This window comes from Candidatus Pelagibacter sp. HIMB1746, from assembly GCF_052047555.1.
Lineage (GTDB): Bacteria > Pseudomonadota > Alphaproteobacteria > Pelagibacterales > Pelagibacteraceae > Pelagibacter.
The window spans coordinates 144,741-167,518 of record NZ_JBNAJZ010000001.1 but is presented as its reverse complement, the minus strand read 5'-3'; the positions used below and the strand labels follow the sequence as shown (position 1 = coordinate 167,518).

Sequence of the window (22,778 nt, the reverse complement as noted above, 5' to 3'; positions counted from 1 at the left end):
AAATTATCCTTTCCTTATGATTTTGCAAATAAATTTGTTAATTCGTAAACTATTGTTGCAGCTGCAAGAGATGTAACTTCAGCATGATCATATGCTGGTGAAACTTCTACTACATCAGCTGAAACTAAATTTAATCCAGACAACCCCCTTAATACATTTACCATTTCTCTAGTTGTCATTCCTGCAATTTCTGGCGTTCCTGTACCAGGTGCAAATGCGGGATCCAAAACATCAATATCTATAGATAAATAAAGTGGATTATCTCCGACTCTTTTTCTAATTCTTTCTGCAATTTTATCTGTTCCTTCAGTTTGAAATTCATCACAGTGAATTATTTTAAAACCAAAACTTTCATCATTTTTTATATCATCTCTGCTGTAAAGAGGTCCTCTTATTCCCACATGCATTGAGGCGTCATCTAAAAATAAACCTTCTTCTCTTGCTCTTCTAAATGGAGTTCCATGTGTATATGGAGCACCGAAATAAGTATCCCAAGTATCTAAGTGAGCATCAAAATGAACTAAAGAAACTGGTCCTTTATTTTTTTTATTAATTGCTCTTAACAATGGCACTGCAATTGTATGATCACCGCCTAGACTAATTATTCCACCTACTTTATTTAATAGATCAGTTGCCCCTTCTTCTATTTGTTTAATAGCTTCATCAATACTAAATGGATTGCATGAAATATCTCCAGCATCAGCAACTTGTTGAATTTTAAAAGGCTCCACATCATAACTTGGATGATAATTTGTTCTTAAATGTCTAGATGCTTGTCTTATACTCTGAGGACCAAATCTCGCCCCTGGTCTGTAACTGGTTCCAGCATCAAACGGAACACCAACAATCGCTACATCACAGCTCTCAACATCTCTCAATTCTGGTAATCTTGCAAAAGTACTTGGGCCAGCATATCGAGGTACTTTTGTTCCACTTACTGGTTGAATAGGATTTTTGTTTCTTTCTTTTGTCATTTTTTAATAATCTAAGATAATATTATCTAATCTAATTCGTCTATAATAAATTAATGAAAATTATTATTTTATTCATCTTAATATTTCAATTTTCACATGTAAATGCTGATGAAATATACAATCTAATCAAAATTCCGAACTTGGAAATCTATAAACTAAAAAATGAGAACAATATCCGTTATTTAAATACAAAAGGAGATTTTAAAATAGGAGTAGATGACAACATTACTTGCAATAAGACAAATCAAGAAAATCTTAATACAAAATTTCCAACAATTGAGAAAAATATTAAAAGATACAATTCTAAATTTCTTAAAAAAATAAATTTAAAATATGTTGTATTTTGTGAAGGTTTATTTATTTCGAACATCAATACTGGCGGAATACCAGATAATAAAAATAGAACTTTAATATTAGACATAAACTTTAACGAAAAATATTTTGAAAGAATGATTCATCATGAAATTTTTCACATGATTCAAAATAGTTATGAGGATGATTTTAATGATCAAAAATTTTCTTTATTTAATAATTCTGATTTTGAATACGCTGAATGTTCCACTTGCTCAGATAGATTGAATTTAGATTTATATAAAAATACTAATGGTTTTTTAACAGAATACTCTAAATCAATTCCATCAGAAGATATGGCTGAAATCTTTTCTTTTTTAATGGTTAATAAAAATTTGATTGAAGAGAAAATAAAAAAAGACTCTATATTAAATAATAAGGTTAATTTTATTAAATTAAATATATCTAAAATCGATGAAAATATTTTATGATTAAAACAATTAAGGCATCAAAATCAGAAAAAATTTTATTTATTTTTTTAATAGTTTTGGCTGTTTCTGCTTTTTCATCTTTTTTTTTATTAAAAAGTAAATGTCTATTTATAGACAGCAATGATTTAAATACATTAAACTTTAAAAACCCAGATAATATTGCGGTAATGAATTTAGAATGTGGAAATGTTATTATTGAGTTATATCCCGAAACCTCTCCTAAAGCTGTTGAAAGATTTAAAATATTAATTAAAAAAAAAATGTATGATGGTTCAGCTTTCTATAAGGTGGTTGAAAATACTTTGGTGCAAGCTGGTGATCTTGAATTTGGGAACATTAAATATTTAGATTACTCAAAAATTGGAAGTGGAAAATCAGGATTAGGATTATTAAAATCAGAACTTAGTGATGATTTTGAATTTACTGAAGGTAGTGTTGGTTTTGCAAGATCAACTGAATTTGACTCTGAAGATAGTGAATTTTTTATTACGTTGAAAGATATTCCAATTTATCAAGGAGAATACACTCCGCTTGGAAAAGTAAAGTTTGGTATAGATATTCTTAAGAAAATTAAAACAGGGAATAAAGCAATCTATGTACTAAGACCTGATTATATAAATACTTTTAGAATGTTAGAGACTAATTAACTAAAGGTTTTCCAGTTGAAAGAGTGTGTTTAATTCTTTCTTGAGTTTGTTTAGTTTCTATTAATCTCATAAAAGAATCTAACTCTAATTTATATAGATCATCTTCTGATAAAGTTTTATCTAAATTTGTATCACCACCACTTAAAACATTTGCAAGTTCTGTTCCAACATGCATTCCATGATCTAATATAATTTTTTCATTATATAATTTCTCTAAAACTTTAATCATCTTCTCTTTCAAAGGTTTGCCTGATAGATTAAATTTGCACTCTTCTGGAGGAACAAAATCGTTGTTTTCATGGATAAGTTTTCTAGCCTCCTCAAAAAGACTGTTTCTATTCATGATTTTTCTATCCTCTGGTTTTAAATATTTTAAAGGCTCTGCTTCTACAGGGGAAGTTGCAGTTTTCGCGTATCCAATGATATCGAAAACTTTTAAAGGTGCATAATCAGGATCAGATTTTGCTTCTTCTGTTTGTGACCATCTCCATAACATTTCTTTACATCCACCTCCAGCTGGCACCAATCCAACAATTGTTTCTACAAGACCAACCACAATATTTGTGTGTGATGCAACAAAGTTACTTTGAACTAAAACTTCAAAACCACCACCTAAAGTAAGACCTGAAGGTGCAGAAACTACTGGATGCTTAGAATACTTTAATGTTTTGCAAGTATCCTGAAAGTATTTAATAAATTTTTCTATAGATTTGAAATCATTCTTGTCTGCAAAATTCATCGTATAACTCAAATTCACACCTGCAGAAAATTGCATACTTTCATTCATAACAATAAGTGGTTTGTCAGTTGCATTTTTTAATGCATCCATTGAATCATAATCTAATGCACAAGCTTTTGTAGTAAATTCGACAATATTAAAATCTTTAAAACGGTGAATTTCAGCAGAATTATTTTTGTCTACTTTTATTGCTGTTGGTCTAATTTTTCCTAGTGTTTCGATATCAGTATATAATTGTCTTTCTCCATAAAAGTTTTCATCTTTTGACTTAGATAAATTTTCTAAAAATTTATTATTTTCAAAATTATCTATCCTTGAAAAAAAGTTTTCAACTCCAATTGATTTTAACATTTCAAAAGGACCCATTGCCCAATTGAAACCAAGTCTCATTGCTTCATCTATATCGTTGAATTTGTCTGTAATTCCTGGAACTAAAGAAGACGCGTATTTAATTATTTTAGAAATTACTTCCCAAGCATATTCTCCATATTTATCTTTTCGATTAATTAAATTATTAATATCTACAGTTTCAACTCCTAAGTCTATTTTTTTGGAGGTTGTATATTCACCTGTTTCTAAATTGATAGCCTCTAATATTTTTTGGTTTCCACTTTTATTCATTCTGTAAAAACCACCTTTTCCTTTTCGTCCAGTGTAACCATTATCAATCAATTTTTTTACAAGTGGTATTTCTTTTGCAACAATTTGAAATTCATCATTGTCAGAAAGTTCTTTAATAAAGCTTTTTAAAACATCAGCCATCAAATCAATTCCAATTAGATCATATAAGCCAAAAACTCCTGTTTTAGGTATACCCATTGGTCTTCCAAAAACTGCATCAGCTTCTTCAATTGATAATTTCATTCTAAATGCTTCTGTCATTGCTACCTGCATTGCATAAACACCTATTCTATTTCCTAAAAAACCAGGAGTATCATTGCAAACAATAGCTCCTTTACCTAATTCAATTTCACAAAATTTTTTAAGAGAATTGATTTTATTTAAATCATTATTTTCATTTTTTACAATTTCTAATAATCCCATGTATCTAACTGGATTAAAGAAGTGAGTTATGCAAAAATCCTTTTTTTCTTCTTCAGTTAATTTTTCAGATAAAACTTTAATTGGGATAGATGATGTGTTTGATGAAACAATTGCCCCCTGTTTTCTGTTCTTAAATATTTTTTCATAAATATTATGCTTTATATCAATTCTTTCAACAACAGCCTCAACAACCCAATCAGCTTCTTTTACTACATCGAAATTGTCATTAATATTTCCAACTTTAATATTTTCAATTTTGGTTTTATCTAAAAGTAATGGAGGTCTTGATTTGTGAATTCTGTCTCTAGCTTTTTCAGATATTTCAGTTGTTAAATCTAAAAGAGTTACAGGTACATTTGCGTTACACAGGTGCGCTGCAATTCCACTACCCATCGTACCAGATCCAATAACAACTACTTTTTTTATATCCATAAATAATAAACTTTTATTGAATTAATCAAAAACTTGAAATAAGACAAATTTCCTGATTAATTAAATTGGTAAGCTATATAAATTAACACAATATTAAAGAGAAAAATGTACAATTCAGTAATAGCTGGTTACTCCAGATCACCTTTTGCAATGGCAAATAAAGGAAAATTAATAGATATAAAACCAGTTAATCTGCTAGCTGAAGTAATAAAAAATCTTGTTTCACAATCAAAAATTAATCCAAAAGAAATTGATGATGTTGTTATTGGTTGCGCTTTTCAGGTTGGTGAACAGTGTTTTAATATTGGAAGATTAGTAACTTTTTTATCAGATCTAGATATGAGAGTTCCTGGTATGTCTGTAGACAGATGGTGTGGATCTTCAATGGAGGCAATTCATATTGCGGCAGGAAAAATAGCAATGGGATCAGGTAAGATATTTATTTGTGGAGGTGTTGAAAGCATGACTAGAGTTAGAACTGGCTTTGATCCTTTACCCTACCCTTATTCTGATGAAGAAAAACAAAATCCACATTTATATTTATCTATGGGAATTACTGCTGAGAATGTTGCAAAAAAATATAATATTTCAAGAACAGAACAACAAGAGTTCTCTTTAGAAAGTCATAGAAAAGCAAATGAAGCCCAACAAAAAGATAAATTCAAAAGTGAAATTACTAAGATAGGTGATTGTGAAACAGACGAAAATATTAGACCTAATAGTACAATGGAAAAACTAGATAGTTTAAAGTTAGTATTTGATCAAAATGGAACGGTAACAGCTGCAACTTCATCTCCTCTAACTGATGGAGCTGCTGCAACACTGATATGTGAAGAAAATTTTGCTATAGAGAATGATTTAGAAATTCTTGGTAGAATAAAATCCACTGCTGTTGAAGGATGTGATCCAAACTATATGGGCTTAGGACCAATTTCAGCAACTAAAAAAGCTTTGGATAGAGCTAAAATTTCAATAAAAGACATTGATATTGTGGAGTTAAATGAAGCTTTCGCATCTCAATCACTAGCTTGTATCAAAGATTTAGAAATAGATATTAATAAAGTAAATTTAGATGGGGGTGCAATTGCTTTAGGACATCCTTTGGGAGCAACAGGTGCAAGGATAACAGGAAAAGCTGCACAACTTTTAAAAAGAGAAAATAAAAAATACGCTCTTGCTACTCAATGTATTGGTTTAGGAATGGGAATTGCAACAATAATTGAAGCAATTTAATTTTATCTATTAATTCCTCTTAATCTTTCAGATCTTCTTCTTAATAATTCTGCACTAATTAAAATTAAAGTTGAAAGAATAATTAAACATGTTGCAACAGCTAAAATTGTTGGACTAAGCTGCTCTCTTAAACCAGTCCACATTTGTACTGGAATTGTAGTATTTTCTAAACCAGCAAGAAATAAAACTACAACCACTTCATCAAATGAAGTTACAAATGCAAATAAACCTCCTGAAATTACACCTGGTAATATCAATGGAAGAGTAATTTTCATAAAAGTGTTTACGGGGTTGCTTCCTAGGCTTGATGCCGCTCTTGTTACACTATGATCAAATCCTGATAATGTTGCAGTTACAGTAATTACAACAAATGGAGTTCCTAGGATTATATGAGCAAAAACTATTCCAGTATGTGTTGCTGCTAAACCAACTTTTGCCATGAAAAAAAATATTGCAACACCTGATATAATTAATGGAACAATCATTGGTGAAATTAAAGTAGCCATTATAATTCCCTTATAAGGCATGTGCCTACTGCTTAAACCTAACGCAGCTAGTGTCCCAAGTATTATCGATCCTATCGTTGCAAATATTGCAATTATAAAACTATTTTTTGCAGCTAGTCCCCATGGGTTTTTGGTTCCATAAACCATATCCTTGTACCATCTTAGAGAAAAGGCATCAGGATCAAGATTTTTCATTCCTTCAGAAAAAACTAAAAATTCTTCAGCATTAAAAGATAATGGAAATATTACGAATAAAGGTGCAACTAAAAAGAAAAATACAAAAGCACAAATAGCTAAATAAACATAATGCCAAATTCTATAACGAGTTTCTGTATAACTTGGTAATGCCATCTTTATCCTAATTTAATATTATCAACTCCAACTAATTTGTTATAAATCCAATACACAACTAAAACTCCAGTTAACAACATCAATCCCATTGCAGATGCAAAGCTCCAGTCTAAAGTTGTTTTCATATGGTATGCAATCTGGTTACTTATCAAAGTTCCAGAGGCGCCTCCTACTAATGCTGGAGTAATGTAATATCCAATTGCCAATATAAATACTAATAAACATCCCGCTCCTATACCTGGAATAGTTAATGGGAAATAAACTTTCCAAAAAGCAACAAAAGGTGTTCCTCCTAAAGATTTTCCAGCTCTCATTAAGCTTGGAGAAATTGTTTTCATAACACTGTAAAGTGGAAGAACCATAAAAGGTAACAATATCTGTGTCATCGCCACATAAGTACCAACTTTGTTGTACATCATTTCAGGCCTCTTATCGTCTGCAACTAATCCTATCATGACAAAGAAATCATTAACGACTCCTTGTTGCTGTAATAAAATCATCCAACTTGCAGTTCTGACCAATAATGAAGTCCAAAATGGGAGAAGAACACAAATCATTAATAGATTTGAGTACTTCATTGGCAATGTTGCTAATAAATGAGCAATAGGATAACCCATTGCAAAGCAAAATAAGGTTACAAAAAATGCAATTTCAAGCGTTCTTAACCATAAAATTCTATGAATTCGTCTATCTTCATCTACTTGAGCGATACTTCCATCGGCAGCATAATACATATCCATACCTTTTAGATATTTAGCTAATGTATATGGTGGCGCTGTCCTTTTTATAGCTTGCCAGTACTCAACTTTACCCCAGTTTTTATGGACCTTCATCATCTGTTCTTTGATACTAGCGCTTTCGTCAATCTTTTTTCGTTTAATATTCCTAAACAATCTTTTAGTTGTTGAATTAAAACCATTTTTTTCTTTATTTAGTCTTTGACCAAGTTTTCCGTGTTCTTGTTTTTCAACAAGAGCTTTGTAGTCATAATAAAAAGCAGAAAAAACTTCTTCGGGAGGTAGTTCTTGTCCATCCCAATTTTCCATTTCCTTAAATGTTTTAGGAAGCATATTTGTAATCATTTTGTCATCAATACTTCTCGTAAACATTTCTCCAATTGGAAATATATAAGTGATGACTAAAAATAATAACAAAGGAGCAACTAGAAGAAAGGCTTTAACCTTATTCTTCCGTTCGGCTTTCTTCAAACTGACCTCTAATGGTATTCCGTCAGTTGTTAAAATTTGTTTTGCTTCAGAGCTCATAAAAAAATAGGGCGGTTAATTAATAACCGCCCTAAATATATTATATAAATTCAGTGATTAAAACTGAAATTATAGGCCTGCTTTGAAAGCTTCCCACTTCTCACCAATCTCTGTTCCATAGTCAGCCCAGAAGAATGGGTCTACTAAGAAATAGTTTTTAGTGTTAGCAGGAGCAGTTGGCATTTGAGGCATCATTTCTGTTTTGCCATCTTTGTACCATGGCTCACCAGCAGTGATTACATCAAGAGAAGATTTTCTCCATGGAGCGTATGCAATGTACTTCGCGCTACCAGCTAACATTTCAGTGTTAGTCATCATAGCTAAAGCTTTTTTAGCATTCGCTTCATCTGGACCACCCTTAACTAAAGCAAAGTATTCGTAGTCAAGACCTTGACCATCCCATACTTGTTTAATTGGAGCACCTTCACCAACTTCAGCATTAAAGAATCTTCCGTTCCAACCAGTTGCCATAACAACTTCACCAGCAACTAATAATTCAGGTGGTTGAGCACCTGCAGACCAGAATACACATCCACCATTTGGATCTGTACAAAGTTTCTTAATTTTGTTTAACGCTCTGTCGATTCCACCGTCTTCTAAAAGTTTTCTGTAAACTCTAGTTCCGCCGTCACCTAACTTCACGCCATCCGCAGCTAAAGCAATTTCTAAATTAGTTAAAGCACTAGTATAGATTGCTCTTTTTCCTGGGAATTTTTTAGTGTTAAAGAAGTCTTTAATTGACTTAGGCTCTTTACCACCGAATGCTCTTGTATCAAAAGCATAGTTCCAAGAATACAAGATGTTTCCTACAGCACATTCACTAGGCATTTCTGTGAAGAAGTCTTCACTTGCAGGAGTTCCATCTGGAGCAGCTGGGAAATCTTTGTCAAAATCAAATTTAACAAATAAACCTTCATCACATCCGTTAATTGTATCGAATGCAAATAAGTCTATGATATCCCAAGTAATAGCACCTGCTTCTTTTTGTGCTTTAATTTCTGATAAACCACCAGAGTAATCAACCCAGTTGATTTCTACTCCTAGTGCCTTAGCAGTTGGATCACCATACCCTAACTTTTGAGACTCTGTATAAGCTCCACCCCAAGATGCAACAGTAACTGCAAATGCTGATGAAGTTATTGAAAGAGCAAAAGAAAGAGCAAGTAATAATTTACTTAATTTTTTCATTATTCCTCCGTTTAAACGTTAATATAAATTAATTTATATAAATAAAGTACACCAAAATGAGCAAGTGAAGTCAACAGCTCATTTTATCTAATGTTATTTTGGATATTTAATTAAAATTATTTAGGATCTAAAGCTCTAGCATCAACACTGTTCCAACCAATATTGATATCTTCTTTTACTTTTAGCTCAAGGTTAGAGGTGCTGTTTGGTACTTTTAAAATGAACTCAGAACTACCAAGTAAGTCTAATCTAACTCTTGTGTGGTCACCATGGTAAATTACTTCCTCAATTTTTCCAGTGAACATATTATCCATTTTATCAGTTGGATTTATCAACGCTCTTTCTGGTCTTAAAGATACTGTAGTTTTTTCACCTTTTGATTTTACTGAAATAGGATTAGCTAATATTTCTGCATTACCTAATTTAACTTTACATTTATCCTTATCTATATCAGAGACCTCGCCATTGAATGTATTATTTTCACCAATAAATTCTGCAACAAAAGAATTTACTGGTTTCTCATATAGTTCTGCTGGATCAGATAACTGTTGAACTTTACCATCATTAAACACAGCTATTCTGTTTGACATCGTAAGAGCTTCACTTTGATCATGAGTAACATATACAACAGTGACACCAATGCTTTCATGGATATGTTTAATTTCATACTGCATGCTCTCTCTTAAATTTTTATCTAATGCACCAAGTGGCTCATCCATTAAAACAACAGCTGGATCAAACACAAGTGCTCTTGCAACTGCAACCCTTTGTTGTTGTCCTCCAGAAAGTTGTGCCGGCATTCTAGATTCAAATCCATTTAAAGAAACCATCGACAAAGCTTTATCTACTTTTTTATCAATTTCATCTTTTTCAACTTTTCTTACTCTTAAAGGAAAGGCTAAATTCTCATAAACTGTCATGTGAGGAAACAGTGCATAATTTTGGAACACCATGCCAATTCCTCTTTTGTGAGGCGGAATGTTTGAAATAATATTTCCGTCTAATAAAATTTCTCCATTAGTTGGAGTTTCAAATCCAGCTAACATCATTAGACAAGTTGTTTTACCTGAACCAGATGGCCCAAGCATCGTTATAAATTCACCTTCAGCAATATCTAATTGAAGATCTTTAACGACGAGTACTTTACCGTCATAACTTTTATCTACTTTATCAAATTTTACGAATTCTGGATTTTTTGACATAAAATTGATTATTAAACATTTGTGAAAGTAGAATTCAATAGTAAATTAACTCTTGATATGAAGCTCTTTTGGAAAATTACAAAATAACTCTGAACCATTTTCTGTAACCCTAATAGCCTCAGACGCCTCAACACCCCAGTCACCAAATTGCATCACAGCAATCATATGAAAACAAACATTTGGCTGAAGAACTGTTTTGTCTCCTTTATATATATTAAGAGTATGCTCTCCCCAATCAGGAGGGTAGCCAATTCCTATAGAATAACCAGTTCTTGATTTTTTTTCGATGCCGTATTTATCAAGTATTTTCCAAAAAGCTTGTGCAACATCATCTACCGTATTTCCTGCTTTAATCGCTTCAATTCCTGAGTTTAAGGCTTCAATAGTTTTATTCATCGTATCGATTTTTAATTGATTGGGTTTTCCAAGTAACACTGTTCTAGCCATTGGCGCATGATATCTTTTATAAACTCCAGAAAGCTCAATAATTGTTGCTTCTCCCTCAACAAATTTATCTTGAGTAGCGGTCAAATGTGAAGCAGAAGTGCCTTTTCCTGTTGGAAGTAGAGTTGCAATACTTGAATATTCTCCTCCAAATTCTTCTGTCCCATAAAAAAGCGCTTTTTGAATTTCACCAACTGCATCACACTGCCTTACACCAGGTTTAATAACTTCCATTGCAGTTTTCATTCCTTGTTCTGAAATTTTTGCAGCAGATTTCATGTAATTTATTTCTGCATCAGATTTTGTAAATCTTGCCCAATTCACCAATCGATCACTGTCTTTGATTTTGGCATTTGGCAAACCTTGTTTTATTTTTTCATAACAAAAAGCTGTAAAATAGTGAGCATCCATTTCTAAGCCGATTGATAGATTGTCCCATTTTCTCTCTTTGATAATTTCAACCAATCTATCGTAAGGATGTTTTGGCCAAGTGTGAATGTACTCTTCGTCATACACTAAAATATTTTCATCTTTTAAATAAGTTTTTATGTAAGCTCCTCCTGCATCTTGAGCTCTAACAAAACATAATGGCTCATCAGCATTTACATGAACAATAGCGCATTGAGCATAATAAAAAGACCAAGCGTCATAACCAGTTAGATAATATAAATTATTTGTGTCATGAGAAATTAAAAGTTCGATGCCTTTTTCTTGCATCATTTTTTGAACTTTTTTTAATCTTTGTTTATATTCTTCTTTAGTAAATGACATTAGTTTGCCTCAAATAGTTTTCCAAATCCCTCAACAGAGTTATTTTTATTTATTTTTACAAGTGTATCCCAAATTAATGCTTGATTACTAGATAAAACTACTGTGTTTAATTTTTTTTCAAGCTTATCAATAATTGGCAACACGGGTAATGCTGTACACGAAACAAACAAAGCCTCTGCCCCATTTAAATCAATTTTAGATAATACTTCATATAAATAATCTTGATCTACTTTACCAATGTCATAATCAGCTTCGATATCAAAGTAAGAATTAGAGGTAATTTCAAATCCCTCTGTTTTAAAATAATCTAAAACCTCATCATTTAGTTTTTTACTATAAGGTGTGAACAAAGAAATTTTATTTATATTTAATTTTTTTAAAGCTTTAATTGCTGCAGTGCTAGGCGTTGTAACATCAGCCATTGGTTTTGCTGCTTTTACTTTTTGTTCAATAGAATTATATCCAGCTGCAATGGTCCCAGAGGTACAACCATAAACAACACAATCAATATCTTGATCTGGTAAAATATCTTTTGCAACTTCAGTTACTTTATTAGACATTTTAATCAGGTTTTCTCGAGTTAATGGATTGTAACACTCAATACGGTTAACAAAAAAATCAATTTCCCTGTCTTTTATGACATTAATGAAATCTCTCTCAATCATAAAATCACTTGCAAGAGCTATTAAGCCAACTCTTGGATTAGATTTACTAATATATTTTGGATCTATTTTTGTTGAATTCATATTTTAAAAGATGAATATATCAGAAGTTCTTTAATAATCATTAATATTAAATTAACGACATGAATTTAAAAGATACCTTCATTGCATCGTTGGTTCCTATTTTTTTAGGCTTTGGATTTGTCATTGCAAAACCAGCATTCGAATCTTTTCCACCAATTTTATTAATGGGTTTAAGATTTGTATTTGCGGCATCAATTTTAGTCTGGTGGTTTCCAGTACCAAGGGGCTACTTGCTAAAAATCTTCATAGCTTCTTTAGTAGCTAATACTCTACAGTACAGTATTACTTACTCAGGTTTAGACTTGATTGATGCATCTTCTGCAGTTTTATTAGTTCAAATGGAAGTACCGTTTGGAGTTATTTTTGCTTACTTTATGCTTAAAGAGAAACCAACAGTTAGAGCTTTAATTGGTATTGGTATAGCGTTTATCGGTGTTTACGTTTTAACTGGATCACCAAATTTAGATGGAAAAATTATTGGTATTGGATTGACGATACTAGGCTCAGCTATTTGGGCTCTTGGGCAAGTGATGGTGAAACCTTTAAGTAAAGAAATAAATCCTTTGGCATTAGTTGCTTGGATGGCATTATTTTCTGGTCCAATTTTAATATTACTATCAGCAATCATTGATGGAAATACTATAAATTATATCACTAATGCAAAAATTGATCATTGGATAATTGCAATCTACATTGGTTTTATAATGCAGCCAGTAACATATGGTTGTTTTTATTATGTCATAAAAAATAATCCTATTTATAAAGTTCTACCAATTGTAACTATGGGAATTCCTCCAACTGGATTGTTGGCTGCAATTTTTCTTTTAGGAGAAGAACCAACCAAAGAACTATTCATTGGTGGAGCAATAATAATTGTTGGTGTCATATTAATAGTTTTTACAAAAAATAAAAAAGAAGAGGTAAAATAATGAAGATAGGTTTTATTGGTTTAGGAAATGTGGGTGCTAAACTTGCAGGAAGTTTATTAAGAAATGGGTTTGACTTAACAGTAAGAGACGTAGATCAAAATTTAACAGATCAATTTAAAAGTTCTGGTGCAAAAGTTGCAAACTCTGGAAAAGAACTTGCAGAACAAGTTGATCTTATAATTACTTCTTTGCCATCTCTAAAAGTAAGCGCAGAAGTTATGGAAGCTGAAGATGGAGTACTTCAAGGCCTTTCTGAAAATAAAATCTGGCTTGAAATGAGCACTACTGATGAAGCTGAAGTAAAGAGAATTGGAGAAAAAGTAATTGTAAAAAATGCTATACCTTTAGATGGCCCTGTAAGTGGTGGTTGTCATAGAGCTGCAACTGGAAATATTGCAATTTTTGTAGGTGGTGAAAGAAAAGCATTTGAAAAAATTTTGCCTGTTTTAACGGTCATGGGAAGAAAAGTGTTACATACTGGTGAATTGGGTACAGCAAGTACTCTCAAAGTAATTACAAATTATTTAGCTTCAGTGCATTTGGTAGCTTTAGGAGAGGCTTGGACAGTTGCTAAAAAATCTAACCTAGATCTTGAAAAAACATTTAAAGGGATTGCTGCATCCTCAGGTAATTCATTTGTTCACGAAACAGAAAGTCAAGTAATCTTAAATGGTTCTTATAATATAAACTTTACAATGGATTTAGTTTTAAAAGATACAGGATTATTTGATGATCTTGCCAAAAAGTTAAATGCTCCATTAGAGATATCTCCAAAAATTGTTGAGATATTTAAAGATGGACAAAAAAAATATGGATCTAGAGCCTGGTCTTCTATGATCGTAAAAAGGATGGAAGATTTAAACAATATTGATTTTAGAGCCAAAGGTTTTCCAGAAGAATTAGTTGATAATGAGCCTGAGGAAAAAGGATATGAAATCTAAATTGTATGCTAAAATAAAATTATGTTAGATAAAAGAAAATTTTATATTGATGGTGAATGGGTAGATCCAATTAAAAAAAATGACTTTGATGTTATCAATCCATGTAATGAAGATCCTTGTGCAGTAATTTCTCTAGGGTCTACAGAAGATACAAATAGAGCAGTAAAAGCTGCAAAAACAGCATTTGAAACTTGGAAAGAAACCTCAAAAGAGGAACGAATTAAATTATTAGAAAAATTATTAACTATTTATAAAAAAAGATTTAATGAAATGGCAGAAGCTATTTCATTGGAAATGGGTGCTCCAATGGATTGGTCAACTGATGTTCAAACAGCATCAGGAAGAGATCATTTAGAAGATTTTATATTAAGACTTAAAAATTTTAACTTTGAAGAACATTTTGATGAAAAATCAAATAACCATATTTGTTATGAACCAATTGGAGTTTGTGGATTAATAACTCCGTGGAATTGGCCAATAAATCAAATTGCTCTTAAAGTTGCTCCAGCATTTGCAACTGGTTGTACAATGATTTTAAAACCCTCAGAAATTGCTCCGTTATCAGGAATGCTATTTGCTGAAATGATTGATGAAGCTGGATTTCCAAAAGGAGTTTTTAATTTAGTAAATGGTGATGGTGCTGGAGTTGGAACAGATATTTCAAGTCATCCTGATATTGATATGGTTTCTTTTACAGGTTCAACAAGGGCTGGGAAATTAATTTCTAAAAATGCTGCTGATACAATTAAAAGGGTTTGTTTAGAACTTGGAGGCAAAGGTGGAAATATTGTTTTTGCTGACAGTTATAAAGATGCAGTTAGAGATGGTATCAGAAATGTAATGAGTAATTCAGGACAATCATGTGATGCACCTACCAGAATGTTGGTTGAAAAATCTATTTATGAAAGAGCAGTAAAAGAAGCCGTTGATGAAGCTAATAAAATTAAAGTTGATCAAGCAACTAAAAAAGGTGATCACATTGGTCCTGTAATTTCAAAAGTTCAGTACGATAAAATTATAAATCTTATTGAAAGTGGAATTTCTGAGGGAGCAACTTTGGCTGCTGGAGGACCAGAATTGCCAAATGGTTTAAATAAAGGATATTTTATCAAACCAACTATTTTCACAGATGTTACTAATGAGATGAGAATTGCAAAGGAAGAAATCTTTGGGCCTGTTTTATCAATTATTCCGTTTGATACTGAAGATGAAGCAGTGAAAATTGTAAACGATACTTCTTATGGTTTAGGAAATTATATTCAAACCGATGATAAAGAAAAAGCACATAGAGTTGCTAAAAAATTAAGATCAGGATGTGTATATATAAACGGTAATGCAGCTGATGTTGGAACTCCTTTTGGTGGTTACAGACAATCTGGAAATGGTAGAGAAGGAGGAGTTTGGGGATTAGAAGAATTTTTAGAGGTAAAAAACGTAACTGGTTGGAATTAATTTGAATTTCTCAAATACCTTAATCTTCCAATAATTTCATCACGATCCATGTAATATCCTTGAAGGTGCCTATGACCTGAATTTGGATCAAATTCAGTTCTCCCATGAAGCAACCTTCTATTGTTGAAAGTAAATATATCTCCTGGCCCTAATCTAAATTTAATTTGAAATTTATCATCGTGTAATAAATTTCCAAATCGATGATGAGCTTTATAAACTTTGTCCATTAAATCAGGATGGCAATCTAAAGCATCCATAGTTGCAACACTAAATCTAATATCATGATAATCATTATCTTTAGTTAAAGAAATTGCTGGAGCGTAATAACTTCTTACTGACTCTTGTGTATAATCCATATCTCTAAATTTAAGGTGAACATTAACTAGTGTATCAAAAATTTCCTTTTCATTTTTTCTTAAATAATCTGCTACTGCAAATCCATCTACAGCTGAGGAATCTCCTCCACTTGCAGAATTAACTAAACAGTGAAGAAATTGATATCCTGGAGGTGTTTCAAACCAAGGTAAATCCATATGATTTCTAAGAGCATGAGCTGTGTAGGCAGAATTATTTGGTTTTGGAATATTAATTACCTCAAATGGAGTTTTAAAAAAAGTTTCTCTAGTATGACTAATTCTATTTAAAACTTTAAACCCAGAGTTCTCATCTGTCGGTGCATTTTTTACAATTGCAATTCCAGTATGATGCAAAAGTTCCAACCATTTTATTAATCCTTCATCTGAATTAATAATCTCATCATGATCAATCTCTACAGTTTTTAAGTGATCTTGAAGAGAATTGTCCCAAAGCTTGTAGGGTGATTTGTATTCTAAATTGTTTTTAATTGTATAACAATTATCTCTCAGCCATTTTTGATCATAATAACTAACATGATCTCCTTCACTCCACTCAATTTGGAGCTTACCATCATTGTTCAAAGAAAATTTTTTAGGATTTATATCTTTAGATACTTTGAGAATGTTAAACATTCTATGACGAGAATCTTTATCATGTGCTGTAGGACAATTGTCTCTTAACCACAAATAATTAAACTTACTTTTTTTTCCATCACTCCAATCAACTTCTAAATTAGTAGAATTTTTAGTTATATTTTCAATTTTATAATTTTGTTCCATCAACTTTTATAATCTGAATTTTCACGATCTAATTTTCTTAATAAAGCAGCCCACTCTGTTTTTCCATCATAATTATAATCATCTGAACTACTCATATTGTCCCAAAAATAAGCAGCTTTTTGTTTGTCTATTTCATGTTTACTTAATCCCATAGATAAGTTTTTAACTTGAACAGTGCATGCTTGTTCTAAATAATAAGCTCTAAAAAATGCTTCTGCAGCAGTTTTACCTACCGTGTAGTATCCATGATTTCTTGTAATTAAAATATCGTGCTTGCCTATAAGATTTTCAAATTTTTTTCCAAAATCTTTGTCCTCAACAAATTCATAATCGATATATCCAATTAAATGATTTAAATAGACTGCTGCTTGTGAAAGATGCATCAAACCTTCTTTAGTTCCTCCAACTGCCATAACATCGTTAGCGTGTCCGTGAACATAAAAGTTAACATCAGAACGTGAATTAAAAATCCATTGTGCAAGATTAATACAACCATCATTTAACCATGGTCCATCTGAATTTATTTTTCTTCCATCTTTATCAATCTTTACTAAAGAGGATGCTGTAATCTCTTCATAAAACATTCCATAAGGATGAACAAAAGAACAATCTTTATCTTCAGCTGATCTAGCTCCTGCACATTGATTAGCTAAATCAGTCATCCCATACATGTGTAAAATTCTATAAAGTGCTGATAGTTCGCATCGAACATCATGATCTGATTTGCTCATAAATTGAATGATTATTTAAATGACTAACAAAATCAAACAAAATCGAATTTAGAAAAATCAATTAAAAGTTGTATAGAAATTGTTTTACATTGTGCGCCATGAACTGTTAGAACTTAATTGATGTCAAAAATCGAAATCAACAACGTTTATAAAATCTTTGGTAATAATCCAAAATCAGTACTTCCAATGGTGAAGGAAGGTTCAACTAAAGACGAAATATTAGAAAAAACTGGGCATACAGTTGGATTAGATAATGTTTCTCTTAAAATTGAAGAAGGTGAAACATTTGTTTGCATGGGTCTTTCGGGCTCAGGAAAATCTACATTAATTAGACATTTAAATAGACTTATAGATCCAACTGATGGTGAAATTTTGGTTGAAGGCACAAATGTGATGTCGCTTGATAAAGAAAAGCTAATTGAGTTTAGAAGACACAAAATGAGTATGGTCTTCCAAAGGTTTGGTTTATTCCCACATAAAACAGTTTTACAAAATGTTGGATATGGTTTGGAAATGCAAGGTAAGTCTGAAGATGAGAGAAATAAAATCTCAATGGAAAAAATTGATGCTGTTGGATTAAATGGATTTGAAAATCAATATCCAAATCAATTATCTGGAGGAATGCAACAGCGAGTTGGTTTGGCAAGAGCATTAGCAACAGATACGGATATAATGTTGATGGATGAAGCTTTTAGTGCTCTAGATCCACTAATAAGAAGTGATATGCAAAAACAACTTATTGATCTTCAATCAGAATTAAAAAAAACAATTGTATTTATTACTCATGATCTTGATGAGTCATTGAGATTAGGTGACCATATTGGAATTTTAAATTCTGGAAAATTAGTACAAGTTGGAACGCCAGAAGAAATTATAATGAACCCTGCAGATGATTACGTAAAAGCTTTTGTTAAAGATGTGAATAGAGCAAAAGTAATCAAAGCAAAAATAATTATGAAAAATTTAAATGAGTCTGAAAATATAGATAAATCAAACGTTATTAAAGTAAATGAAGATCAATTTATTGAAGAATTTTTACCTCAAATAGTTTGTTCAGACTCAAATTGTGAAGTAGTTGATAAGAACGGTAATATTAAGGGTTATATTACTAATCAAGAATTACAATCTTCTTTAACTAAATCTTAAAATAATTTTATTTAGCAAATCTTTTATATTTTGGAAGTTTGTCATTGATTTGATAAAAATCTGATTTTGAACTTACAAATATATTTCTAAAAGTTTTTAGTTTTGTTTTACCATCAAACATTCCTGCAGAAATTGAAACATTGTCAGATTTATCAACTTTAAAAAATATACTTGCTCCACATTTATTGCAAAAACCTCTCTTGGAATTCTTAGATGACTTAAACCATTTTAAAGTAGTTTTGTTTAAAAATTTAAGTTCTTTGTCTTTAATATTTGTATAGGCACCAAATACACCATGAGTTTTCCTACATTGTACACAATGGCAATTTGATACACTTCTTAGTTTATTAAGTGTTTTAAATTTTACACCTTTGCATAAACAACTGGCTGTTAATACTTTTTTCATAAAAACTTTATTATATGATATTAATATTAAATTAAAAAATTAAATGTCAGTTTTTCTTAAAAGCTTCAATATCACAAAGAACTGGGTTGATTATAATAATCATATGAACATGGCTTATTATGTTTTAATATTTGATGAAGCATGGGAAGTGGCACTTGAAAAATTTAAAATGGGAGCAAGTGCAGCAAAAAATCTTAATAGAAGCACTATGGTTGTTGAAACAAACACTAAATATCTTAATGAGGTCAAAGAAGGTGAATCCGTTGATATAAACCTTGCTTATTTTGACCATGATAAAAAACGATTACATTTAAAAATGGAAATGATTACAAAAGAGACAAAAAAAATCTCGGCATCAATGGAATGGATATCTCTATATATTGATCTCAGCAAAAGAAAGGTGACAGAATTCGAAGAAGAAAATTTGAAGTTGATGGCTTCTTTTATAAAGGAAAATAAAGCTGAATTTTCAAATGAAAATCTTTTATTCTCTTCAAAACTGAAGAAATAATTAAATATTATTCATTATCTTATTTTGGTATAGGTGCGAAATGAGTACCGACAATAACTCTAAAGGAATTATTCTTATTATTATTGCAATGACTTTATTTGCAATGCAGGACTCACTAATCAAATTTATATTTGAAAAAGCAGCATTATATGAAATTTTTTTTGGCAGATACTTTGTTGCTGCAATTTTACTGTTTTGCTACATCAAATTTAAAAAGCAAAAGGTTAGTTTAAAAACTCACTATCCAATATTAACTTTGGTAAGGGTAGTTTTACACTTTTTGGCTTTTTCAGCATTTTTTATTTCTCTAACTTACATGCCATTAGCAACAGCTAATGCACTTTTTTTCTCCTGCCCTTTTTTTGTATCAATTTTTGCTAAATTTTTTTTAAAGGAATTTATTGGAATTAGAAGATGGTCTGCAATTGTATTTGGTTTTATTGGTGTGTTTATAGTTTTAGATCCAAATTTTTCAGATTTTGAATACAAAAGTCTACTTCCAGTTGGATGTGCATTTTTTTATGCAGCCTCTATGACAATTACAAAATATACCTCTGACAAAGATGATGTAAACACTCAACTATTTTATTTCTATTTAATTGCGCTCATATTATGTGGAGCTATTTATCTCTTTATGGGCAATGGTCAGTTTAACAATTCTAATTTTGATCCAACAACTCAATTTATTTTTAGAGAATGGTTTTCTAACTTTGATTACACATGGAAATTTATATTATTTTTTGGTGTAGCAGCATCAATTGCTTTTCTTTGTATATTTTCTGCATACATAGTTGCATCTCCATCGGTTGTTTCTTTGTTTGAATACTCTCTAATTATAATGTCGATGATACCAGGGTATTTCCTATTTAACGAGATTCCATCTGGAAGAACATTTTTAGGTGTTGCCTGTATAATAGCGGCTGGAATATACATATATTTAAGAGAGAAAGTCAGAGAGCAGTACATTGCTACAGAAACACCTGTTAGAAGATGACCAAAAATTATATACCCACAATTAATATATCATCACTTATAAAAAATAATTTCGAGACCCTGAGTGCGTTAAAAGCAATTAGAGAAATTGAGAAAGCTTGTGTAAATATAGGTTTTTTTCAAGTGACTGGACATGGTCTTAATTTGAAAGAAATTAATAAAATATGTGGAATAGGAAACAAGTTCTTCAATTTGTCAGACAGTAAAAAAAGGAAATTATCACCAAAAAAATGGAATAAAAAAAATAGCAATCTTTACAGAGGTTATTTTCCAAATGATGTAAATGGAAAAGAAGGTTTGGATATAGGAGATTTAAAAATTACCAAGAAATATTCTTCAAAAACTAGAAACCAATACATTGAATATTTAGATCTAAATAAATGTTTTAACAAAACTTCTATTAAGGCTTTGAATAAATATTTTGAAGATATTTACAATTTAAGTGAAACTTTATTTAAAAGTGTAATTAAATTAAATAAACTTGATCCAAATATTTCAAAAAAAGCTTTTTCAAGGTTAAAAACTTTAAGTACTTTAAGATTTAATTATTATCCAAATCAAACAAGGCCAGTGGAGATATCAAAACAAGATGGAGTTGCACTTGGATGTGAAACGCATGTAGATAGTGGAATATTTACAGTTCTATACCAAGATAAAAAAGGTGGTCTTCAAGTACAGAATAGAAAAACGAAAAAATGGTATGATGTGCCATTTAATAAAAAAGCTTTGGTAGTTAATACAGGAAGAGCTTTAGAGTTTTTAAGTAAAGGTAAATTTAAAGCTACAAATCACAGAGTACTATGGAATAAAAGCAAGAGACTTTCCGTTCCATTCTTCTTTGAGCCCTCTTATGACTTTAAAATGAATAAATCTTTCCTTAATTCAAAAAAATATTCTAACACAGGTATGATTTATGAAAAATTTTTAAATCAATCTTTAAAAAAATTTATCGAATACCAGCGTTAAAATAATTTAAGTCGTTGAAAAATTATTATTACATTTTATAAACAATTCAGTTTGATGTCTAAAGTATTTGATTTATTCATAATAGGTGGCGGTATAAATGGAGCTGGTATAGCAAGAGATGCTGCTGGAAGAGGTTTGTCGGTATGTTTAGTTGATAAAGGTGAGATAGGAGGCGCAACTTCTTCTTGGTCAACAAAATTAATTCATGGTGGCCTTCGTTATTTAGAAAATTATGAATTTAAATTAGTAAGAGAGTCTCTTAAAGAAAGAGAAATTGTTTACAGAATTGCAAAAAACATCTCAAAACCAATTCCATTTATTATTCCTCATACTGATAAAATTAGACCAGCATGGTTAGTTAAATTTGGTTTGCTTTTGTATGATAATTTGGGTGGAAAAACTAGCATTCCAAAATCAAAAAGATTAGATCTTAATAAAAAATTTCCAAATATTCTTAAAGAAAAATACAAAACAGGTTTTCAATATTATGATATTCAAATTGATGATAAAAAGTTAACAAAATTAAACGCTCAAGATGCAAAAAGAAATAAAGCCAAAATTCTAGAATACAACAAGGTTAAAAAAGCTGAAATTATTAACAATGAATGGGTCATTAGTCTTCAAAATAGAAAAAAAATAAAATCGAAAGTTTTAATAAATGCGTCTGGACCATGGATAAATGAAACTTTGCATAAAAATATAAAAATAAAATCTAAAAATAAAATAAGATTAGTTAAAGGAAGTCACATCATTACTAAGAAATTATATAAAGAAGATGTTGCATTTACATTTCAAAATACAGATAAAAGAATAATATTTGTAATTCCTTATAAAAAGCAATTTTCATTAATTGGAACAACTGAGGTGGAAGTTAAATCGCCAGAAAATACTGTAATATCAAAACAAGAAACTCAATACTTAATTCGGTCCGTAAATAATTATTTAAAAAAACAAATTAGTAAAAAAGATATAGTTGATACATATTCAGGAGTAAGACCTTTAATAGAGGATTTTAAAGAGGCCTCAAAAGTTACAAGAGATTATGTTTTTGATTTACAAATTGTAAACAAATTACCACTTTTAAACATTTATGGAGGAAAACTTACTACATACAGAAAGTTATCTGAGAAAGTCCTATTAGACCTTAAAAAGTTTTTACCCAAAACTAAAAAAGGCCCATGGACAGATAAAAAGAAGCTTTTTTAGATTTCCACTGCTATTAAAAAGTGATATCGTTATTTTA

The 22,778-nt window shown here is 30.7% G+C and carries 22 protein-coding genes; 11 read left to right on the top strand and 11 right to left on the bottom strand.

All coding sequences use genetic code 11. From position 1 onward, the window contains the following. Nucleotides 1-14: 14 nt before the first annotated feature. The gene (gene speB / locus ACTTBM_RS00945; RefSeq protein WP_440614075.1) at nucleotides 15-974 is read right to left on the bottom strand and encodes an agmatinase; all 960 of its coding nucleotides are present in this window, start codon (nucleotides 972-974) and stop codon (nucleotides 15-17) included. 53 nt (nucleotides 975-1,027) lie between these two features. Here speB and ACTTBM_RS00940 point away from each other — a divergent pair, with 53 nt between their 5' ends. Together ACTTBM_RS00940 and ACTTBM_RS00935 are read left to right on the top strand one after the other, a co-directional pair. After that, entirely contained in the window at nucleotides 1,028-1,756 is a 729-nt protein-coding gene (locus ACTTBM_RS00940) for a putative zinc-binding metallopeptidase (RefSeq protein ID WP_440634342.1), read from the top strand. Continuing rightward, complete coding sequence (locus ACTTBM_RS00935) at nucleotides 1,753-2,403, top strand: peptidylprolyl isomerase (RefSeq protein WP_440634341.1); 651 nt, start codon at nucleotides 1,753-1,755, stop codon at nucleotides 2,401-2,403. The genes ACTTBM_RS00940 and ACTTBM_RS00935 overlap by 4 nt, the downstream gene beginning before the upstream one ends. Here ACTTBM_RS00935 and ACTTBM_RS00930 read toward each other — a convergent pair. Next, the gene (locus ACTTBM_RS00930) at nucleotides 2,396-4,618 is read right to left on the bottom strand and encodes a 3-hydroxyacyl-CoA dehydrogenase NAD-binding domain-containing protein (protein ID WP_440634340.1); all 2,223 of its coding nucleotides are present in this window, start codon (nucleotides 4,616-4,618) and stop codon (nucleotides 2,396-2,398) included. The genes ACTTBM_RS00935 and ACTTBM_RS00930 overlap by 8 nt on opposite strands. Before the next feature lie 105 nt (nucleotides 4,619-4,723). Here ACTTBM_RS00930 and ACTTBM_RS00925 point away from each other — a divergent pair, with 105 nt between their 5' ends. After that, nucleotides 4,724-5,851: a thiolase family protein gene (locus ACTTBM_RS00925; RefSeq protein WP_440634339.1), complete on the top strand. Its 1,128-nt coding sequence runs from the start codon at nucleotides 4,724-4,726 to the stop codon at nucleotides 5,849-5,851. 2 nt (nucleotides 5,852-5,853) lie between these two features. Here the strand turns inward: ACTTBM_RS00925 and ACTTBM_RS00920 are convergent, their stop codons facing one another. From ACTTBM_RS00920 to ACTTBM_RS00895, 6 genes are all read right to left on the bottom strand, one after another. Then, nucleotides 5,854-6,708: an ABC transporter permease gene (locus ACTTBM_RS00920; protein ID WP_262590369.1), complete on the bottom strand. Its 855-nt coding sequence runs from the start codon at nucleotides 6,706-6,708 to the stop codon at nucleotides 5,854-5,856. A 2-nt stretch (nucleotides 6,709-6,710) separates the two neighbouring features. After that, nucleotides 6,711-7,973 (bottom strand): ABC transporter permease, encoded by a 1,263-nt coding sequence (locus ACTTBM_RS00915; protein WP_440634338.1) that lies wholly within the window; start codon nucleotides 7,971-7,973, stop codon nucleotides 6,711-6,713. Between the two features lie 69 nt (nucleotides 7,974-8,042). Further along, the gene (locus ACTTBM_RS00910; RefSeq protein WP_440634337.1) at nucleotides 8,043-9,161 is read right to left on the bottom strand and encodes an extracellular solute-binding protein; all 1,119 of its coding nucleotides are present in this window, start codon (nucleotides 9,159-9,161) and stop codon (nucleotides 8,043-8,045) included. A 116-nt stretch (nucleotides 9,162-9,277) separates the two neighbouring features. Continuing rightward, nucleotides 9,278-10,363 (bottom strand): ABC transporter ATP-binding protein, encoded by a 1,086-nt coding sequence (locus ACTTBM_RS00905; protein WP_440618131.1) that lies wholly within the window; start codon nucleotides 10,361-10,363, stop codon nucleotides 9,278-9,280. Between the two features lie 45 nt (nucleotides 10,364-10,408). After that, nucleotides 10,409-11,578: a M24 family metallopeptidase gene (locus tag ACTTBM_RS00900; RefSeq protein WP_440634336.1), complete on the bottom strand. Its 1,170-nt coding sequence runs from the start codon at nucleotides 11,576-11,578 to the stop codon at nucleotides 10,409-10,411. Beyond that, nucleotides 11,578-12,324, bottom strand: coding sequence for a maleate cis-trans isomerase family protein (locus ACTTBM_RS00895; RefSeq protein WP_440634335.1), 747 nt, complete (start codon nucleotides 12,322-12,324; stop codon nucleotides 11,578-11,580). Before ACTTBM_RS00895 ends, ACTTBM_RS00900 begins: the two co-directional genes overlap by 1 nt. A gap of 59 nt (nucleotides 12,325-12,383) precedes the next feature. Between ACTTBM_RS00895 and ACTTBM_RS00890 the strand changes: the two genes are divergently transcribed. The 3 genes from ACTTBM_RS00890 to ACTTBM_RS00880 are packed head-to-tail and all read left to right on the top strand — an operon-like array spanning nucleotide 12,384 to nucleotide 15,646. Further along, on the top strand, nucleotides 12,384-13,253 hold the full coding sequence (locus ACTTBM_RS00890; protein WP_440634334.1) for a DMT family transporter: 870 nt from the start codon (nucleotides 12,384-12,386) through the stop codon (nucleotides 13,251-13,253). Further along, nucleotides 13,253-14,194: an NAD(P)-dependent oxidoreductase gene (locus tag ACTTBM_RS00885; protein ID WP_440634333.1), complete on the top strand. Its 942-nt coding sequence runs from the start codon at nucleotides 13,253-13,255 to the stop codon at nucleotides 14,192-14,194. The genes ACTTBM_RS00890 and ACTTBM_RS00885 overlap by 1 nt, the downstream gene beginning before the upstream one ends. A 21-nt stretch (nucleotides 14,195-14,215) precedes the next feature. Continuing rightward, nucleotides 14,216-15,646 (top strand): aldehyde dehydrogenase family protein, encoded by a 1,431-nt coding sequence (locus tag ACTTBM_RS00880; protein WP_440634332.1) that lies wholly within the window; start codon nucleotides 14,216-14,218, stop codon nucleotides 15,644-15,646. On the opposite strand, the gene ACTTBM_RS00875 is transcribed toward ACTTBM_RS00880, so the two are convergent. Both ACTTBM_RS00875 and ACTTBM_RS00870 read right to left on the bottom strand, forming a co-directional pair. Then, complete coding sequence (locus ACTTBM_RS00875; protein ID WP_440634331.1) at nucleotides 15,643-16,782, bottom strand: TauD/TfdA family dioxygenase; 1,140 nt, start codon at nucleotides 16,780-16,782, stop codon at nucleotides 15,643-15,645. The genes ACTTBM_RS00880 and ACTTBM_RS00875 overlap by 4 nt on opposite strands. Continuing rightward, on the bottom strand, nucleotides 16,782-17,513 hold the full coding sequence (locus tag ACTTBM_RS00870) for a class II aldolase/adducin family protein (RefSeq protein ID WP_440634330.1): 732 nt from the start codon (nucleotides 17,511-17,513) through the stop codon (nucleotides 16,782-16,784). Before ACTTBM_RS00870 ends, ACTTBM_RS00875 begins: the two co-directional genes overlap by 1 nt. Nucleotides 17,514-17,633: 120 nt before the next feature. Between ACTTBM_RS00870 and ACTTBM_RS00865 the strand changes: the two genes are divergently transcribed. After that, nucleotides 17,634-18,659, top strand: a complete 1,026-nt coding sequence (locus tag ACTTBM_RS00865) for a quaternary amine ABC transporter ATP-binding protein (RefSeq protein WP_440634329.1) — start codon at nucleotides 17,634-17,636, stop codon at nucleotides 18,657-18,659. A 7-nt stretch (nucleotides 18,660-18,666) separates the two neighbouring features. Here the strand turns inward: ACTTBM_RS00865 and ACTTBM_RS00860 are convergent, their stop codons facing one another. Continuing rightward, nucleotides 18,667-19,065 carry a GFA family protein gene (locus ACTTBM_RS00860; RefSeq protein ID WP_440634328.1) on the bottom strand — a complete coding sequence of 133 codons (399 nt, stop codon included), beginning with the start codon at nucleotides 19,063-19,065 and terminating at the stop codon, nucleotides 18,667-18,669. Nucleotides 19,066-19,108: 43 nt separating this feature from the next. Between ACTTBM_RS00860 and ACTTBM_RS00855 the strand changes: the two genes are divergently transcribed. From ACTTBM_RS00855 to glpD, 4 genes are read left to right on the top strand one after another with little or no spacing between them, the layout of a single operon-like run. Then, nucleotides 19,109-19,576, top strand: coding sequence for a thioesterase family protein (locus ACTTBM_RS00855; RefSeq protein ID WP_440634327.1), 468 nt, complete (start codon nucleotides 19,109-19,111; stop codon nucleotides 19,574-19,576). A 40-nt stretch (nucleotides 19,577-19,616) separates the two neighbouring features. After that, a complete protein-coding gene (locus ACTTBM_RS00850; protein ID WP_440634326.1) occupies nucleotides 19,617-20,570 on the top strand; it encodes a DMT family transporter in 954 nt (317 codons plus the stop codon). Continuing rightward, nucleotides 20,567-21,535 carry a 2OG-Fe(II) oxygenase family protein gene (locus ACTTBM_RS00845; RefSeq protein ID WP_440634325.1) on the top strand — a complete coding sequence of 323 codons (969 nt, stop codon included), beginning with the start codon at nucleotides 20,567-20,569 and terminating at the stop codon, nucleotides 21,533-21,535. Before ACTTBM_RS00850 ends, ACTTBM_RS00845 begins: the two co-directional genes overlap by 4 nt. 54 nt (nucleotides 21,536-21,589) lie before the next feature. Further along, the gene (gene glpD, locus ACTTBM_RS00840) at nucleotides 21,590-22,741 is read left to right on the top strand and encodes a glycerol-3-phosphate dehydrogenase (protein ID WP_440634324.1); all 1,152 of its coding nucleotides are present in this window, start codon (nucleotides 21,590-21,592) and stop codon (nucleotides 22,739-22,741) included. Nucleotides 22,742-22,778 lie beyond the last annotated feature (37 nt).